Raw genomic sequence first — 16,301 nt, 5'->3', positions numbered from 1 at the left:
CGCTCCCTATTGGTAGGTCCTGCCGTTGTGCTTCAGCCAGCCACCCGGGTGGCGGCCGCGCGGGTCGTGGTGGGTCCAGTGGATCACCCCGCCCTTGTCGTTCCATTCGTATTCGCCGGCGAACTCGATCTCGTCGCCTTCGCGCAGGCCCTCGACGCGCGGCGCCAGGTCGATGTTGTGCGCCACCAGCAGGCTCAGGCCGTCGTCGGTGCGCATCAGGAAGCGTTGGTGGCGGCTGTCCTTGAGGTCGTCGCGCAGCACGCGGGTGACCACGGCGCGGCCTTCGACCTGCAGGTTGCTGCGGCGATCCTCATAGGCCTGGCGCAACTGGGCGCTGGTGCTGGATGCGGTGGTGGCGGGGGCGCCGGTGAGGCCCTGGAGCAGGCCGGGATGGCGCTGTTGCACGCCATAGAGCGCAAGGCCCACAAGCAGGGCGATGAAGAGCTTCTTCATGGGGCGGGCCACGTCCGTTCGGCGGGCCGGGTCAGCCCAGGCGGCATGCTGGGGCAAGGCCGTCCGGGCTGTCCAGAGGGGTCAGTGGGTTTTGCGGTCGACCCACTTCGGCGCCACGGTGGGGCGCCAGGCTTCCAGGCGTTCCAGCAGGCTTTCCGGGGTGCCGCCGACCTGCAGCATGCCGCGGTGCTGGTCACGCACGAAGCGCTCTTCCACCAGGTGGTCGAGGAACTCGGTGAGCTTGCCGTAGAAGCTGTTCACTTCCAGCAGGCCCAGGGGCTTGCTGTGGTAGCCAAGCTGGCCCCAGGTCCAGATTTCGAACAGCTCTTCCAGGGTGCCGAGGCCGCCGGGCAGGGCGATGAAGGCGTCGGCCAGCTCGGCCATGCGGGCCTTGCGCGCGTGCATGCCGTCCACCACTTCCAGGCGGGTCAGGCCCGTGTGGCCGATCTCGGCTTCCTTGAGGCTCTGCGGGATGATGCCGATCACCTCGCCACCGGCCGCCAGGGCGGCATCGGCCACGGTGCCCATCAGGCCGACGGCACCGCCGCCATAGACCAGGGTCAGGCCGCGCTCGGCCAGGGTACGACCGAGGTCGCTGGCAGCACGTTGGTAGATGGGGTTGGCGCCGGGGCTGGCACCGCAGAATACGCACACGGAGCGCAAGGTCATGGTCGACTCCCGAAAAAAGTCGGCAAGATTAGCGGCTCGGGCGGCGTCCCGGAAGCGGCGCGTGGACGCAGCTTCCGAACGGTAGTGGGCGCGGTGGGGCGATCAGTCGTCGCAGTTGCCGCTGGCACCGGCGGCGTAGGCAGCGAGCAGGCTTTGCAGGACGTTCATGGTGGCGCTCCTCGGTTGGGGTGCGGCCATTTTCCGCGCCGCCTGGAACGGGCGCTCTTAGATTGTCTCGATGGCCGTGATAGACCTTGCGCCGGGCATGGAATTCCTGCGGTTTGTTGACGCAGGTTATGGGAACTCGGCGCCGACTCAGGCAGTCTCCCCTCTGGGCTGATCCGGCCCTACCTGCCAAGGAGACTCCAATGATTCGCAAGCTCGTCGTTGCATCCGTGCTGGCCCTGGCCAGTGCACCTCTGCTGGCTGCTGAATGTTCGGTGGACGTGGAAGGCACTGATCAGATGACCTTCAACACGAAGGAAATCAAGGTCAGCAAAAGCTGCAAGACCTTCACCGTGAACCTCAAGCACGTCGGCAAGCTGCCGAAGAACGTGATGGGCCACAACTGGGTCCTGAGCAAGACCGCTGATGCCCAGCCTATCGCTACCGAAGGCATGACCGCCGGTGTCGACAAGGACTACCTCAAGGCCGACGACGCCCGCATCATCGCTCACACCAAGCTGATCGGTGGCGGCGAGACCGCGAGCACCACCATCGACGTATCCAAGCTGGCTGCTGGCGAGAGCTACGAGTTCTTCTGCTCGTTCCCCGGCCACGTCTCGATGATGAAGGGCACCCTGGCCCTGGTCGACTGACCCGACAGGCGAAGACAAGAGGCCGCTCCGTGAAGCGGCCTTTTTCATGCCCGGCGAAAACCGCTCACGCCAGCACAATGGTGGTAGCTGGGGAGGGTGGATAACGCTTTTTTCATCCACCGGGCGGAGCTTCGTCTCATGTACTCCTCGCCGGCGAGCACCTTGTAGGGTGGGGTGGGCGTAGGGTGGGCTTCAGCCCACCGCTCTTTAAGTGTTGCTAGAAGATTTGAGCCCAGCCGATTGCCGAGTTTTGCTGGTGCTTCTGGTTTCGCCCACCCGGGCGAGTCCCTTTTTTCAGTCGCCATGTATAGACCGGAGACATGGTGGACACATGTGCGGGGACATGGTTGACACATTATGGTCCGTAGTCAGGGTTGTTCAGGTCGATAGTTCGTAGAAATTGATGGCAGAAGTACACGTCGTACAACGCATCGCTTTCAGGCCTGGGACGTATAGCGATCAGGTGCCCAGCAAGCCCCTTGGCGATGCGGAAGTAGTGTTTTCTAAAGCGGAATCGGCTGTGATAAACCTTTGTCACTTCGTCATCCGGGGCATATTCGAAGTCCTCCAGTTTTTCTGGAAATGGCCAGGGGCTTGTGCGGTATCGCTCCATGGGAACCTGATAGCCCAGCGCTTCGTGGGGCCGTTGAAGGTTGTAGATCTCCCTCCATTGATCGAAAGCAGCCTGGGCTTCGATCAAGTCGTGAAAGCGCTTTCCCTTGAGTACTTCAGCTTTGAGCGCGCGATGAAAGCGCTCGTTTTTGCCATTGGTTTGTGGATGGTAAGGCCGGCTGAAACTCAGGCGAATGCCCAGCCGGACCAGCCAAACACCCAGCTCGGATAGTTCACCCGGATTACGTGGCGAGCCCCAAGGGGAGCCGTTATCGGTGTTGATTCGGGCAGGCAAACCATAGCGGCGGAAGACTTCGCTCAGCTTTTCCTGAACCGTTTCCTTGCGCTCATTGGCGCAGGCCTGGATCGCCAGGTTGAAGCGGGAATGGTCATCCACAACCGTCAACGGATGACACTGGCCTTGCTGGGTCGGAAAGTAGCCCTTGAAATCCATCTGCCAGAGGTCATTGGGGGCCTCGTGCTCGAAGCGCTGCCAGGGCTTCTTGGCTTCCTTTTCAGGCGGCAGGATCAGCAGATGGCGGTGCAGGACGTTAGTCACAGTGCTGGGGGCAATACCGCAGTTAAGGACATAGCTGATCTTGCGTCCGCCCCACGCAGGATGCGCCTGACGCAACGCAACCACCTCCGTTTCCAGCGCGGGAGGGGTCCGCTTGGGGCTATTGAGCGGCCGGCGGGATTTCTCGTGCAGGCCATCTCTCCCGCTCTGTTCGTATCGCTTAAGCCACTTGTAAGCCGTTTGCGGGCTGATACCGAAGCGTCGGCACAGTTCTCGCCTGTTGCTGTCAGGCTGTAAGGCCAACGCAATGAATTCCTCTTTCAAGCTCATGGCGTCTCTCGTGTTCCAAGGCATGGTATGGATCCCCGGCAAGGCAGCTCGCCGGAAAGTGTCAACCATGTCTCCGTACACCTGTCAGCTATGTCCTCGGTCTATACATCAGTCGCCAAAAAAGGAACCAAAAACGCTTGCCCCATCATCCGGCCCCGGCTTCGCCAGGGTTCCCTCACTCCATCGCCGCTCTGGGGGCCGGCGCGATGGGCCATCCATGGCCTGGCGCGCCTCTCGCGGCATCCATGCCGCTCGTCCCCCGGCGCAACGACTGCGTTCGGCCTCCTGGAGGGGCGTTGGCGGCTGCTCCAACTTTCTTCGTTCGAATCTTTACCTTGAGGTGCGCACCAACCCAGCGCGCACGTGACGGCGGCTTTCGTAGGATGGGTCGGGCGGCGTTCCGCGAGCGGAGCGAAACCCATGCGGTGGAGGTGGCACAAACCCTTGGGCGCCCGGAAATGGCCGTGCTTGAGCGCCTGCATTAAAACCACAACAGCTAACGCAGACAGAGCCAATGAATGCGCCCCACAGGCTGTGTCCGGGGCGAGTCCGCTTGGTGGAGGTAAAACGACTCCACCCTGCGTGGGCTGGGAGGCCCTGCTAGGTCCCCGCCGTCATCTTGAAGATGCCCTGGGCGTTGCTGCTGTCGAAGGCGAGGTCGATGCGGCCGTTGTCCTCGTCGACCTTGCGCTGGATGAATTCGACGAAGGAGCCGGGCACCTGGCGCTGCACCGTGGCGCCGGCCGCGTCGATGAATTCGCGCTCCACCTGCACCGCGCGGTAGGCGGTCTGCATCACCCGGCCGGAGCTGGAGACCTCGATGCTGGCCTTCATCGGCCGGCCCTTGGCGTTCTGCCCGGCGACCACCTGTTCCAGGTCGGCGACGCGGTCGGTGAGGTGGTTGAACATGTTGCCCTCGGTGGCGATCCAGGCCATCTCGGCGCTTTCCTCGCGCAGCAGCTCGTAGTCGCTTTCCAGCGGCGCGTCGTGCTGGCAGCCGAAGGCGTCGAACAGCGCCGGCAACAGGTCGAGGGCCTGCTCGCGGCTGCAGTGGCGGGTGCGCCAGAGCTGGTCCAGGGTCGCCAGGTGGCGGGGCTGCAGCGGGTCGCGGCTGCTGCCCACCACGCGGCTCACCGCCCGCTGGAAGGCTTCGCCGAAGCGCCCCGGGTGCAGCTCCGAGACGAAGAACTGGGCGATGTCCTCGGGCAGGTCCAGTTGCCGGTAGGCGTAGCCGGTCATGTTCAGGCGGGTCAGCGGGTAGGTGCGCACATCGGTGAAGCCCAGGGGCTCGAGGATGCGCACGAAGGCCTGGCGGCCCCGGGGCAGGGCGCCGTTGTCGGGCCAGTCCACGGTGCGGATGGCGCCGTGGTCGAACAGCACCTGGCGGCCGGCGGCCCGTTGTTCCTCGACGTAGGTGCGGCCGATGGGCACCGCCTCTACCAGCTTGTGGAACAGACACAGGTTCAGCGCTTCGGCCAGCCAGGCGCGGTGGATGCGTGCCTCCTCGAAGGTGAAGCCGTCCAGGGCGGCGGGCACTTCGACGTGGGCGTCGACCCAGCGGGCGGCGGGCTCGCCGACCACATGGGCGACCAGGGGCAGGAGGCGTTCACGGGTGTTCATCGGCACGGGCTCGGGGGTGGCTGTACGGGCCTGCTATCCAAGCAGCCGGGCGGGCGCGGGGCAAACGAAAAAATCCGGCGGGTTCATTCCGTTTTTTCCTGAATGAGCGGCTGGCGCTGCCTAGGCCTCGTTATCCAGCTGCTCCAGCATCCAGCGCACGAAGTCGCGCACCTTGGGCACCTCGGCGGCGTGCTCGGGGTAGGCCAGGTAATAGGCGTTGCGGCTGGGCATGGCGTGGTCCCAGGGGATCACCAGCTTGCCCTCGTCCAGCTCCTCTTCCACCAGGAAGCGTGGCAGCAGCGCCACGCCGCAGCCGGCCTGGGCCGCGCGGATGCACATGTAGGAGGTGTCGAAGCGCGGCCCGTGGTAGCTGTGCTCGGTGTGCCGGCCCTGGTTCTGGAACCACTCGTGCCAGGCCTCCGGGCGGGTGGCGTTCTGCAGCAGCACCAGGGTGGTGAGCTGGGCGGGGTCGGTGAAGGGCTCGGCGGGCAGGGCCGACGGCGCGCAGACCGGTACCACTTCCTCGCTGAACAGGCGGATGCACTCCGCCCCCGGCAGCGCGCCCTGGCCGAAGAACAGCGCCACGTCGGCGCGGCCCTGGAGCAGGGCATCCGGCTCCAGCTCGTTGCGCACGTCCAGGTGGATATTGGGGTGGCGCAGGCGCCAGCCCTTGAGCCGGGGGATCAGCCAGCGCGCGCCGAAGGTGGGCGGGGTGGCCACGCGCAGCACCTCGGTTTCGCCGCCGTAGGACAGCATGTAGTGGGTGGACATCTCCACCTGGGTGAGGATCTTGCGCACCTCGGAGAGGTACAGCGAGCCCGCCGGGGTCAGTTGCAGGCGCCGGCGCACACGGCGGAACAGCAGGTGCTGGAGCATCTCCTCCAGCTGCGCCACCTGCTTGCTGACCGCGCTCTGGGTCAGGGCCAGTTCCTCGGAGGCGCGTGTGAAGCTGAGGTGGCGCGCCACGGCTTCGAAGCACTGCAGGGCGGTGAGGGAGGGCATGTGGCGCTTGAGCATGTTCGGGTCCGCGGGTTCATGAGCAAAAGGAATGATATGTGGAGCAAAGGTCGTTTGTTGGCAAGCCCCCGGTGCGGCTAATACTGGCGCCGACCTTTTTCCGAAGCGCTTTCCAGGAGTTCCAATGGTTGCTGCATTGCTAGACCGCCTAGGCGTCGACCCGAAGCTCTACCAACAGGGCGACCACGCCGTGCACACCCCCATCGACGGCAGCCGCATCGCCCGTGTGCAGCTGGAGGGCCGCGCCGAGGTCGAGGGCAAGATCGCCCTCGCCGCCGAAGCCTTCCAGGCCTGGCGCAAGGTGCCGGCGCCGCGCCGTGGCGAGCTGATCCGCCAGTTTGGCGAGGTGCTCCGTGAGCACAAGGCCGCCCTCGGCGAGCTGGTGTCCTGGGAAGCCGGCAAGATCACCCAGGAAGGCCTGGGCGAAGTGCAGGAAATGATCGATATCTGCGACTTCGCCGTCGGCCTGTCGCGCCAGCTCTACGGCCTGACCATCGCCTCCGAGCGCCCCGGCCACCACATGCGCGAGACCTGGCAGCCCCTGGGCGTGGTCGGCATCATCAGCGCCTTCAACTTCCCCGTCGCGGTCTGGTCGTGGAACGCCGCGCTGGCGCTGGTCTGCGGCAACCCGGTGCTGTGGAAGCCCTCGGAGAAGACCCCGCTCACCGCCCTGGCCTGCCAGGCGCTGTTCGAGCGCGTGGCGAAGAACTTCGACGGTGCCCCTGCACACCTCAGCCAGGTGCTGATCGGTGACCGCGAAGCCGGCGAGGCGCTGGTGGACGACCCCCGCGTGGCCCTGGTCAGCGCCACCGGCAGCACCCGCATGGGCCGCGAAGTGGCACCGCGCGTGGCCTCCCGCTTCGCCCGCAGCATCCTCGAGTTGGGCGGTAACAACGCGATGATCCTGGCCCCCAGCGCCGACCTCGACCTGGCGGTGCGCGCCATCCTCTTCAGCGCCGTCGGCACCGCCGGCCAGCGCTGCACCACCCTGCGCCGGCTGATCGCCCACGAGTCGGTGCGCGACGAAATCGTCCGCCGCCTGCAGGCCGCCTACGCCAAGGTGCGCATCGGCCACCCGCTGCAGGGCAACCTGATCGGCCCGCTGATCGACAAGGCCGGTTTCGACGCCATGCAGCGCGCCCTGGAACAGGCCCGTGCCGAGGGGGGCGAGGTGTTCGGTGGCGAGCGCCAGCTGGCCGGCGAATTCCCCGACGCCTATTACGTCTCGCCGGCCATCGTGCAGATGCCCGGGCAGAGCGCAGTGGTGCGCCACGAGACCTTCGCGCCGATCCTCTATGTGGTCGGCTACCGCGATTTCGACGACGCGCTACGCCTCAACAACGAAGTGCCCCAGGGCCTGTCGTCCTGCCTGTTCACCACCGATGTGCGCGAGGCCGAGCTGTTCACCTCGGCGGTGGGCAGCGACTGCGGCATCGCCAACGTCAACATCGGCCCCAGCGGCGCGGAGATCGGCGGCGCCTTCGGTGGCGAGAAGGAGACCGGTGGCGGGCGCGAGTCCGGCTCGGATTCCTGGAAGGCCTACATGCGCCGGCAGACCGCCACGGTGAACTACTCCCACGAACTGCCGCTGGCCCAGGGCATCACCTTCGACTGACCGGGCCGCCGCCCTAAGGAATGCCGTCCATGCCCCTGCGCCAGGAGTGCCTCTGGGAGTATCTGACGCCGGCGCTGCCGAAGACCGAGACGCTGAACGGCGAGGTTCGCGCCGATGTCTGCGTCATCGGCGGCGGCATCACCGGGCTCAACGCCGCCATCCGCTTGCTGGAACAGGGCAAGCGGGTCTGCGTGCTGGAGGCCCACGACGTGGGCTACGGCGGTTCGGGGCGCAACGTCGGGCTGGTCAATGCCGGGCTGTGGATTCCGCCGGACGAGATCGAAGCGGGCCTGGGCGAGCAGGTCGGTGCCCAGCTCAACCGCACCCTGGGCGGCGCGCCGGCGAAGGTCTTCGCGGTGATCGAGAAGTACGGCATCGAGTGCCAGTTGCGTCGCGAAGGCACCCTGCACATGGCCCACAACGCCCGGGGCCAGGCCGACCTCGCCAGCCGCTGCGAGCAATGGCAGCGCCGTGGCGCGCCGGTGGAACTGCTCACCGGCCAGGCCTGCCGGGATGCCACCGGCACCGAGCGTATCGCTGCCGCGCTGCTCGACCGTCGCGCCGGCACCCTCAACCCCATGGCCTACACCCGGGGCCTGGCCCAGGCGGTGCGCTACCTGGGCGGCTCGCTGTTCCAGCACAGCGCCGTGTCCCGCCTGGAGCGCCAGGGCGATGCCTGGTGTGTGGTCACCGAACACGGCAGCGTGATCGCCCCGCAGGTGGTGATCGCCTCCAACGCCTACACCGAAGGCGAGTGGACCGAGCTGCGCCGCAACTTCTTCCCCGGCTACTACTACCAGGTCGCCTCCGAGCCCCTGCACGGCGAGGCGGCGGCGCGCATCCTGCCGGGCGGGCAGGGTTCCTGGGACACGCGCCAGGTGCTCAGCAGCATCCGCCGCGACGCCGACGGCCGCCTGCTGCTGGGCAGCCTGGGCAACGGCGCGCGCAAGCCCTTGTGGTTCCTCCAGGCCTGGGCCGACCGCATCCAGGGCCACTACTTCCCCTACCTGGGCAAGGTGCAGTGGGACTTCAGCTGGACCGGCTGCATCGCCTTCACCCCCGACCACCTGATGCGCCTGTTCGAGCCGGCGCCGGGCCTGGTGGCGGTGACCGGCTACAACGGCCGTGGCGTGACCACCGGCACCGTGGTCGGCCAGGCCTTCGCCGACTTCCTCAGCAGCGGCTCCGCCGCCTCGCTGCCCATGCCCTTCCAGCCGATGCGCGATGTCGGCGCACCGGCGCTGCGCAGTGGGCTATACGAGCTCGGCTTCTCGCTTTACCACGCGGGCCAGTGCCTGCGCGTGGTGATCTGAAACGGGTTTTCTTCACACTGCATCGACATAGAGCGGCCGTCCTGGCCGCCATGCACTAGCCTGTATTGGTGCGTCAGCGCGCTTGCCGCGCACCAGCGGTGTGCACTTCGGTGACAGTGACGGTTACGGCAGGTTGCGCTTTTCGCGCAGTGGGTTGCTATTCCTTTGCGAGCCTGGCTTTGCGCTGGGTTGCGCTAGGTTGCACCAAGTGTTTTTGCCGGGTTGCACGTGCGCGCCGCTCCGCATTTCAGAGGGGGTGGGCGGGCTGCCCAGGGTTTTTTCCTACAACAAAAAATGAGTGGCACGACGCTTGCTCAAAGAACTTCCTGTTAGTTGAGGAACTTCCCGTTAGTTCGAGTATCGCGCCATCACATAACCCCTCAGGAGCAAAACTCCCATGCCTCACAAGACTTTCAAGAAAGGTATTTTGGCTGTTGCGGTTACCAGTGTTCTGAGCTTGTCCAACCTTGCTTTCGCTGACGTGGTCATCGGCGTCGCCGGTCCTCACACCGGCGCCAACGCTTCCTTCGGTGAGCAGTACTGGCGCGGTGCGAGCCAGGCCGCCGAGGACATCAACGCCGCCGGTGGGGTCAACGGCGAGAAGATCAAGCTGGTCAAGGCGGACGACGCCTGCGAACCCAAGCAGGCCGTGGCCGTGGCCAACCGCCTGGTGGACCAGGACAAGGCCATCGGCGTGGTCGGTCACTTCTGCTCCTCCTCCACTATCCCGGCGTCGGAGATCTACGACGAGGCCGGCATCATTGCCATCACCCCCGGTTCCACCAACCCGCAGGTCACCGAGCGCGGCCTGACCGGCATGTTCCGCATGTGCGGCCGTGACGACCAGCAGGGCATCGTCGCCGGTGACTACATCGTCGATGTGCTCAAGGCCAAGAAGGTCGCGATCATCCACGACAAGGACACCTACGGGCAGGGCCTGGCCGACGCCACCAAGGCGCAACTGGCCAAGCGCGGCGTGAAGGAAGTGCTGTACGAAGGCCTGACCCGTGGCGAGAAGGACTTCAACGCCCTGGTCACCAAGATCCGCGCCACCGGTGCCGAGGTCGTCTATTTCGGTGGCCTGCACCCCGAAGCCGGCCCGCTGGTCCGGCAGATGCGCGAGCAGGGCCTGACCGCCAAGTTCCTCTCCGGCGACGGCATCGTCACCGACGAACTGGTCACCACCGCCGGCGGCCCGCAGTACACCAAGGGCGTGCTGATGACCTTCGGCGCCGACCCCCGCAAGATCGCCGACGGCAAGGCCGTGATCGAGAAATTCCGTGCCGGCGGCTTCGAGCCGGAGGGCTACACCCTGTACGCCTATGCCTCCCTGCAGGCCCTCGCCGCCGCGTTCAACGGCGCCGGTGCCAACGAAGGCGCCAAGGCCAGCGAGTGGCTGAAGGCGAACCCGGTGCAAACCGTGATGGGCAAGAAGGAGTGGGACGGCAAGGGCGACCTGAAGGTCTCCGACTACGTGATCTACGAATGGGATGAACAAGGCAAGTACCACCAGCAGTAAGCGCGCGCTGGCTGCGCGTCGGCTGGGGCCGCTCGGCTCCGGCTCGCTCAGCCCCGGCTCTTCGTTTGCTGTACTGGCTCGGCCGGCTGACCAGGCGCCACACGCGCTCGGCCAGCCGGTGTATTCCGGGTGGCTGCTGAAACCTCTCCCTGCTTGTGCCGCGCAGATGACTGCCGACGTAATCCAGTGATCCAGTTCAGTGGTACCCGTCTGATTCCACTCGCGGAGGCTGGCCGAACCCCAGGCCGGTCCCCCAGAAGACGAGACTGAATGATGGACGGTATCTTCCTGCAACAGCTGATCAACGGCCTGACCCTCGGGTCCGTCTACGGCCTGATCGCCATCGGCTACACCATGGTTTACGGCATCATCGGCATGATCAACTTCGCCCACGGCGAGGTGTACATGATCTCCGCCTACCTCTCTGCCATCACCCTGGCGCTGCTGGCGTTCTTCGGGCTCGAATCCTTCCCGCTGCTGATCCTCGGCACCTTGCTGTTCACCATCACGGTGACCGGCGTATACGGTTTCGTGATCGAACGCATCGCCTACAAGCCCCTGCGCAACTCCACGCGCCTGGCGCCCCTGATCTCCGCCATCGGCATGTCGCTGATCCTGCAGAACTACGTGCAGATCAGCCAGGGCGCTCGCCAGCAGGGCGTGCCCACGCTGCTCGACGGCGCGCTGAAGTTCCATGTCGGTGACGGCTTCGTCCAGCTCACCTACACCAAGGTGTTCATCCTGGTGGCCGCCTTCCTCGGCATGGGCGTGCTGACCTATGTGATCCAGCGCACCAAGCTCGGCCGCATGTGCCGCGCCACCCAGCAGGATCGCAAGATGGCCTCGATCCTCGGCATCAACACCGACCGGGTGATCTCCTACGTGTTCGTCATCGGCGCCGCCATGGCCGCGCTGGCCGGCGTGCTGATCACCATGAACTACGGCACCTTCGACTTCTATGCCGGCTTCATCATCGGCATCAAGGCCTTCACCGCTGCGGTGCTCGGCGGTATCGGCTCGCTGCCCGGCGCGATGCTCGGCGGGATCATCCTCGGCATCGCCGAGGCGCAGTTCTCCGGCATGGTCAACACCGACTACAAGGACGTGTTCAGCTTCTCCCTGCTGGTGCTGATCCTGATCTTCCGTCCCCAAGGCCTGCTTGGCCGCCCGCATGTCGCCAAGGTGTAAGCATGTCCTCTGCCATCGCTAGAAAACCCATCGATATCAAGAAGTGCATCGTCGATGCGGTGCTCGCCGGGCTGCTGGCGCTCATCGTCTTCGGCCCCATCGTCGGCGTGGTGCTCGACGGCTACAGCTTCAACCTGGAGTTCGGCCGTGTCGGCTGGATGATCGGCATCGTCATGCTCGGCCGCTTCCTGCTCAGCCTCTACCTGCAGAGCGCCGGTGGCGCCGCGTTGCTGGAGCGTTTCGAAAGCGCCGGCTCCGGCGTCCATGTGCGCTCGCCGGACTTCAAGAGCAACCTGCGCTGGGTGCTGCCGCTGATCCTGGTGGCGGCGGTGATCTTCCCGTTCTTCGCCAGCAAGTACCTGCTGGCGGTGGTCATCCTCGGGCTGATCTACGTGCTACTGGGCCTGGGGTTGAACATCGTGGTCGGCCTCGCCGGCCTGCTCGACCTGGGCTACGTTGCCTTCTACGCCATAGGCGCCTATGGCCTGGCGCTCGGCTACCAGTACCTGGGGCTGGGCTTCTGGACGGTGCTGCCGCTGTCGGCCCTGGCCGCCGCGCTGGCGGGTTGCCTGCTGGGCTTCCCGGTGCTGCGCATGCACGGCGACTACCTGGCCATCGTCACCCTGGGCTTCGGCGAGATCATTCGCCTGGTGCTCAACAACTGGCTGAACTTCACCGGTGGCCCCAACGGCATGCCGGTGCCGTCGCCGACCTTCCTCGGCCTGGAATTCGGCCGTCGCGCCAAGGACGGGGGCGTGCCTTTCCATGAGTTCTTCGGCATCGCCTACAACCCCAACCTGAAGTTCCTGTTCATCTACGTGGTGCTGTTCCTGGTGGTGATGCTGGTGCTCTACATCAAGCACCGCCTGACCCGCATGCCCGTCGGCCGCGCCTGGGAAGCGCTGCGCGAGGATGAGATCGCCTGCCGTTCCCTGGGCCTCAACCACGTGCTGGTGAAACTCTCCGCCTTCACCCTGGGTGCCTCCACCGCCGGCCTGGCCGGGGTGTTCTTCGCCAGCTACCAGGGCTTCGTCAACCCGTCGTCCTTCACCTTCTTCGAGTCGGCGCTGATCCTCGCCATCGTGGTGCTGGGCGGCATGGGCTCGACCGTGGGCGTGGTGATCGCCGCCTTCGTCCTCACCGTCGCTCCGGAGTTGCTGCGCAGCTTCGCCGACTACCGCGTGCTGCTGTTCGGCATCCTCATGGTGGTGATGATGATCTGGCGACCGCGCGGGCTGATCCGCATCAGCCGCAGTGGCTTCACCCCGCGTAAAGGAGTAGCGCCATGAGCGACGACAACATCCTCAGCGTCGAACGCCTGATGATGCACTTCGGCGGCATCAAGGCGCTCAACGACGTCAGCCTCGACATCAAGCGCCATTCCATTTCCGCCCTGATCGGCCCCAACGGCGCCGGCAAGACCACGGTGTTCAACTGCCTCACCGGCTTCTACAAGGCCACCGGCGGCAGCATCAAGCTCAACGCCCGGGGCACCAGCACCGACGTGATCAAGGTGCTGGGCGAACCCTTCCAGGCCACCGACTTCATCAACCCGGCGCAGTTCGGCAGCCGCCTCTGGTTCAAGATGTTCGGCGGCACCCACCTGGTGAACCGCGCCGGCCTCGCGCGCACCTTCCAGAACATCCGCCTGTTCCGGGAGATGTCGGTGGTGGAAAACCTGCTGGTGGCCCAGCACATGTGGGTCAACCGCAACCTGCTGGCCGGCATCCTCAACACCCCGGGCTTCCGCCGCGCCGAGGAAGACGCGCTGAACCACGCCTTCTACTGGCTGGAGGTGGTGGACCTGGTGGACTGCGCCAACCGCCTGGCCGGCGAACTCTCCTACGGGCAGCAACGCCGCCTGGAGATCGCCCGCGCCATGTGCACGCGGCCGCAACTGATCTGCCTGGACGAACCCGCCGCCGGCCTCAACCCGGCGGAAACCGAGGCGCTCAGCCGGATCATCCGCAAGCTGCGCGACGAACACGAACTGACCGTACTGCTGATCGAGCACGACATGGGCATGGTAATGAGCATTTCCGACCACATCGTGGTGCTGGACCACGGCGTGGTGATCGCCCAGGGCGGCCCCGAGGCGATCCGCAACGATCCGAAGGTGATAGCCGCCTACCTGGGCGCCGACGAGGAGGAAGTGGCATGACCGCACCCCTCCTGGCATTCAAGGACGTCGACGTCTTCTACGGCCCCATCCAGGCGCTGAAGAAGGTCAGCCTGCACATCAACGAAGGCGAGACGGTGAGCCTCATCGGCTCCAACGGCGCGGGCAAGTCGACGCTGCTGATGTCGATCTTCGGCCAGCCCCGCGCCGCCGCCGGGGAGATCCTCTACGGCGGTGTGGATATCTCGCGCAAGTCCTCGCACTACGTGGCCTCCAACGGCATCGCGCAGTCGCCGGAAGGGCGCCGGGTATTCCCCGACATGAGCGTGGAGGAGAACCTGCTGATGGGCACCATCCCCATCGGCGCCGAGCACGCGGACGAGGACATGCAGCGCATGTTCGACCTCTTCCCGCGGCTCAAGGAACGGCGCAACCAGCGCGCCATGACCATGTCCGGTGGCGAACAGCAGATGCTCGCCATCGCCCGCGCGCTGATGAGCCGGCCCCGGTTGCTGCTGCTCGACGAACCCTCCCTGGGCCTCGCGCCCATCGTGGTCAAGCAGATCTTCCAGACCCTGCGCGAGCTGGCGAAGAGCGGCATGACCATCTTCCTGGTGGAGCAGAACGCCAACCACGCCCTGCGCCTCTCCGACCGCGCCTACGTGATGGTCACCGGGGAAATCCGCATGAGCGGCACGGGTGAGGAACTGCTCGGCAACCAGGACGTGCGCAACGCGTATCTGGGGGGGCACTAAAGCAGCTGGAAGCCAGAAGCTGGAGGTAGGAGCCGCTCGCTTCAGGCTTCCAGCTTCTGGCTTCCGGCTCATTCGGAGAATATGAATGTCCCACCTACGTTTTTTCACCAACGCCGAGGTCGCCGGTGCCCTCGGCTATCCCGCCCTGATCGAAGCGCTGCGGGTTGGCCTCGCCGAGCCTTGCGCGGCGCCGATGCGGGGCTGTCATGAGCTGCCGGAGGGCGCGTCCCTGCTGACCATGCCGGTGTGGCAGGCGGGGCAGGGTGTCGGCGTCAAGCTGGTCACCGTGTTCCCCGGCAATGGCGCGCGGGGGCTGCCGTCGGTGGCGGCGTTGTTCACCCTGTTCGATGACGAGACCGGCCAGCCCCTGGCCGTGCTCGAAGCCTCGGAGCTCACCGCTCGCCGCACCGCCTGCACCTCGGCGCTGGCGGCCGCTCACCTGGTGCGCGAAGACGCCGAGCGCCTGCTGGTAGTGGGCAATGGCACCCTGGCCACGCACATGGTCCGTGCCCATTGCCAGGTGCGTGATTACCGGCGTGTGGATATCTGGGGGCGTGACGCCGACAAGTCCGCCCGGCTGGTGGCGGCCCTGCGTGAAGAGGGCTACCCGGTGCAGGTGGGCGGCGACTTGCAAAGCCTGGTGCAGCAGGCCGACTGCATCAGTTGCGTCACCACTTCGCGCTCGCCGCTGGTGCTGGGCGACTGGCTGCGCCCCGGCACCCATCTGGACCTGGTGGGTGCCTTCCTGCCCAGCATGCGCGAGACCGACTCCGCCGCCGTGGCCCGCGCGCGCATCGTCGTCGACACCCGCGAGGGAGCCCTGGAGGAAGCTGGCGACCTGCTCTTCGCCATCGCCGACGGCCTGCTCGACGAAGACGCGATCGGCACCGAGCTGCGCGAGCTCCTGCACGGCCGTGGCCACCGGCGTAACGCCGAGGAAATCACCCTGTTCAAGTCCGTCGGCTACGCCCTGGAAGACCTGGTGGCGGCACGTTTCCTGCTGGCCAGCACCTGAGCGAGCGGCTTTGTAGGGTGGATGACGCTCTTTTCATCCACCAAACGGAGTTCGATCCCACCATTCACCTCACATCGGGACACGCCCTGTAGGAGCGAGCTCTGCTCGCGAAGCCCTTGGGCAGCGCTTCGCGCTGCTTGGGCGAATGAATTCGCCCCTACAGGTGCTGGGTGATGCGCTGGATGCGGGGCGGGCATGGTGCTGTTGGGCCTCGCTGTGCTCGGCACCAACCTACAGGGTCGGCGGCGCAGGGTAGGTCGGGTGAAACCCGACGGCTCTGTGCCTCGACCTTCGCGGGTTTCACCCGCCCTACGTGAGACCGGCCATCGCGCCGTGAACCGAGCCGGGCCGCCCACAAAATCTGTGGAGCGAACTGTGGAAAAGGTGTGGGCAGGTGGCTGCCAGGCCGGACCGGCGGTCGTCCGGGCGGTCTGGTCGAGATTCGTACAGTCATGCTTTTTTCAAGCGGAACAGTTACTTGGCAGAGACCCTTGAAGTGCTCCTGCAGTTATCCCCGCGAGCTGTGGATAACTCTGTGGGCAAGCTCTGGAGCCCTGGCCAGGCGCCAGTATCGCCAGGGGCTGGCGCGGGCTGGTCGAAAATCAGCCACTCTTGTCCCGGGTGCTGGCCTGCAAGCGGCGCTGCTGTTGGGTTTGAGAAGATCCTGGAAACTCTGCGGGCGCGTCTGCGCTACGCAATGACTTGTCCCCAATCGCTGTGGATCAAGCTGTTATCGAGCTG

General features: G+C 65.9%; 14 protein-coding genes. 9 read left to right on the top strand and 5 right to left on the bottom strand.

The annotated features are described in order from the left end of the window. Nucleotides 1–6 precede the first annotated feature (6 nt). Both ACXI0U_RS20670 and ACXI0U_RS20665 read right to left on the bottom strand, forming a co-directional pair. Nucleotides 7–453, bottom strand: a complete 447-nt coding sequence (locus tag ACXI0U_RS20670; protein ID WP_431482781.1) for a DUF3465 domain-containing protein — start codon at nt 451–453, stop codon at nt 7–9. 81 nt (nt 454–534) lie between these two features. After that, complete coding sequence (locus ACXI0U_RS20665) at nt 535–1,122, bottom strand: LOG family protein (protein WP_021221633.1); 588 nt, start codon at nt 1,120–1,122, stop codon at nt 535–537. A gap of 368 nt (nt 1,123–1,490) precedes the next feature. Here ACXI0U_RS20665 and azu point away from each other — a divergent pair, with 368 nt between their 5' ends. Next, nucleotides 1,491–1,940, top strand: a complete 450-nt coding sequence (gene azu / locus ACXI0U_RS20660) for an azurin (protein ID WP_021221631.1) — start codon at nt 1,491–1,493, stop codon at nt 1,938–1,940. A 355-nt stretch (nt 1,941–2,295) separates the two neighbouring features. Here azu and ACXI0U_RS20655 read toward each other — a convergent pair whose 3' ends face one another. The 3 genes from ACXI0U_RS20655 to ACXI0U_RS20645 all read right to left on the bottom strand — a co-directional run bounded on the left by ACXI0U_RS20655 (nt 2,296) and on the right by ACXI0U_RS20645 (nt 6,036). Next, a complete protein-coding gene (locus ACXI0U_RS20655; protein WP_431483522.1) occupies nt 2,296–3,423 on the bottom strand; it encodes an IS481 family transposase in 1,128 nt (375 codons plus the stop codon). 576 nt (nt 3,424–3,999) lie between these two features. Then, a complete protein-coding gene (locus tag ACXI0U_RS20650) occupies nt 4,000–5,019 on the bottom strand; it encodes a DUF1338 domain-containing protein (protein ID WP_431482779.1) in 1,020 nt (339 codons plus the stop codon). A gap of 120 nt (nt 5,020–5,139) precedes the next feature. Continuing rightward, nucleotides 5,140–6,036 (bottom strand): LysR substrate-binding domain-containing protein, encoded by an 897-nt coding sequence (locus tag ACXI0U_RS20645; protein WP_021217195.1) that lies wholly within the window; start codon nt 6,034–6,036, stop codon nt 5,140–5,142. 124 nt (nt 6,037–6,160) lie between these two features. Here ACXI0U_RS20645 and amaB point away from each other — a divergent pair, with 124 nt between their 5' ends. The 8 genes from amaB (at nt 6,161) to lhpI (ending at nt 15,560) form a co-directional block, all read left to right on the top strand. After that, on the top strand, nt 6,161–7,651 hold the full coding sequence (amaB, locus tag ACXI0U_RS20640; RefSeq protein ID WP_333945555.1) for an L-piperidine-6-carboxylate dehydrogenase: 1,491 nt from the start codon (nt 6,161–6,163) through the stop codon (nt 7,649–7,651). 29 nt (nt 7,652–7,680) lie between these two features. Further along, nucleotides 7,681–8,964 (top strand): L-pipecolate oxidase, encoded by a 1,284-nt coding sequence (amaA, locus tag ACXI0U_RS20635; protein ID WP_479550757.1) that lies wholly within the window; start codon nt 7,681–7,683, stop codon nt 8,962–8,964. 397 nt (nt 8,965–9,361) lie between these two features. Continuing rightward, a complete protein-coding gene (locus ACXI0U_RS20630; RefSeq protein ID WP_031286957.1) occupies nt 9,362–10,483 on the top strand; it encodes a branched-chain amino acid ABC transporter substrate-binding protein in 1,122 nt (373 codons plus the stop codon). A gap of 273 nt (nt 10,484–10,756) precedes the next feature. Next, nucleotides 10,757–11,671, top strand: coding sequence for an ABC transporter permease subunit (locus ACXI0U_RS20625; protein ID WP_031286958.1), 915 nt, complete (start codon nt 10,757–10,759; stop codon nt 11,669–11,671). Nucleotides 11,672–11,673: 2 nt separating this feature from the next. Continuing rightward, a complete protein-coding gene (livM, locus tag ACXI0U_RS20620; protein WP_184490514.1) occupies nt 11,674–12,960 on the top strand; it encodes a high-affinity branched-chain amino acid ABC transporter permease LivM in 1,287 nt (428 codons plus the stop codon). Then, on the top strand, nt 12,957–13,832 hold the full coding sequence (locus ACXI0U_RS20615; protein WP_271659163.1) for an ATP-binding cassette domain-containing protein: 876 nt from the start codon (nt 12,957–12,959) through the stop codon (nt 13,830–13,832). The genes livM and ACXI0U_RS20615 overlap by 4 nt, the downstream gene beginning before the upstream one ends. After that, a complete protein-coding gene (locus tag ACXI0U_RS20610) occupies nt 13,829–14,545 on the top strand; it encodes an ABC transporter ATP-binding protein (protein ID WP_271659162.1) in 717 nt (238 codons plus the stop codon). Before ACXI0U_RS20615 ends, ACXI0U_RS20610 begins: the two co-directional genes overlap by 4 nt. Nucleotides 14,546–14,630: 85 nt before the next feature. Further along, entirely contained in the window at nt 14,631–15,560 is a 930-nt protein-coding gene (gene lhpI, locus ACXI0U_RS20605) for a bifunctional Delta(1)-pyrroline-2-carboxylate/Delta(1)-piperideine-2-carboxylate reductase (protein ID WP_479550756.1), read from the top strand. The last annotated feature ends 741 nt before the right edge of the window (nt 15,561–16,301 follow it).

The organism is Pseudomonas sp. C9D1, assembly GCF_056491235.1.
The sequence above is the reverse complement of the archived record's forward strand: the minus strand, read 5'-3'. Positions and strand labels throughout refer to the sequence as shown.

Excerpts from the sequence above, each read along its gene's own strand:
- ACXI0U_RS20625 (WP_031286958.1), top strand. The coding sequence starts at position 10,757 with ATGGACGGTATCTTCCTGCAACAGCTGATCAACGGCCTGACCCTCGGG.
- ACXI0U_RS20610 (WP_271659162.1), top strand. The coding sequence starts at position 13,829 with ATGACCGCACCCCTCCTGGCATTCAAGGACGTCGACGTCTTCTACGGC.
- ACXI0U_RS20665 (WP_021221633.1), bottom strand. The coding sequence starts at position 1,122 with ATGACCTTGCGCTCCGTGTGCGTATTCTGCGGTGCCAGCCCCGGCGCC.
- azu (WP_021221631.1), top strand. The coding sequence starts at position 1,491 with ATGATTCGCAAGCTCGTCGTTGCATCCGTGCTGGCCCTGGCCAGTGCA.
- ACXI0U_RS20655 (WP_431483522.1), bottom strand. The coding sequence starts at position 3,423 with ATGCCTTGGAACACGAGAGACGCCATGAGCTTGAAAGAGGAATTCATT.
- lhpI (WP_479550756.1), top strand. The coding sequence starts at position 14,631 with ATGTCCCACCTACGTTTTTTCACCAACGCCGAGGTCGCCGGTGCCCTC.
- amaA (WP_479550757.1), top strand. The coding sequence starts at position 7,681 with ATGCCCCTGCGCCAGGAGTGCCTCTGGGAGTATCTGACGCCGGCGCTG.
- ACXI0U_RS20645 (WP_021217195.1), bottom strand. The coding sequence starts at position 6,036 with ATGCTCAAGCGCCACATGCCCTCCCTCACCGCCCTGCAGTGCTTCGAA.
- livM (WP_184490514.1), top strand. The coding sequence starts at position 11,674 with ATGTCCTCTGCCATCGCTAGAAAACCCATCGATATCAAGAAGTGCATC.
- ACXI0U_RS20615 (WP_271659163.1), top strand. The coding sequence starts at position 12,957 with ATGAGCGACGACAACATCCTCAGCGTCGAACGCCTGATGATGCACTTC.
- ACXI0U_RS20670 (WP_431482781.1), bottom strand. The coding sequence starts at position 453 with ATGAAGAAGCTCTTCATCGCCCTGCTTGTGGGCCTTGCGCTCTATGGC.
- ACXI0U_RS20650 (WP_431482779.1), bottom strand. The coding sequence starts at position 5,019 with ATGAACACCCGTGAACGCCTCCTGCCCCTGGTCGCCCATGTGGTCGGC.
- amaB (WP_333945555.1), top strand. The coding sequence starts at position 6,161 with ATGGTTGCTGCATTGCTAGACCGCCTAGGCGTCGACCCGAAGCTCTAC.
- ACXI0U_RS20630 (WP_031286957.1), top strand. The coding sequence starts at position 9,362 with ATGCCTCACAAGACTTTCAAGAAAGGTATTTTGGCTGTTGCGGTTACC.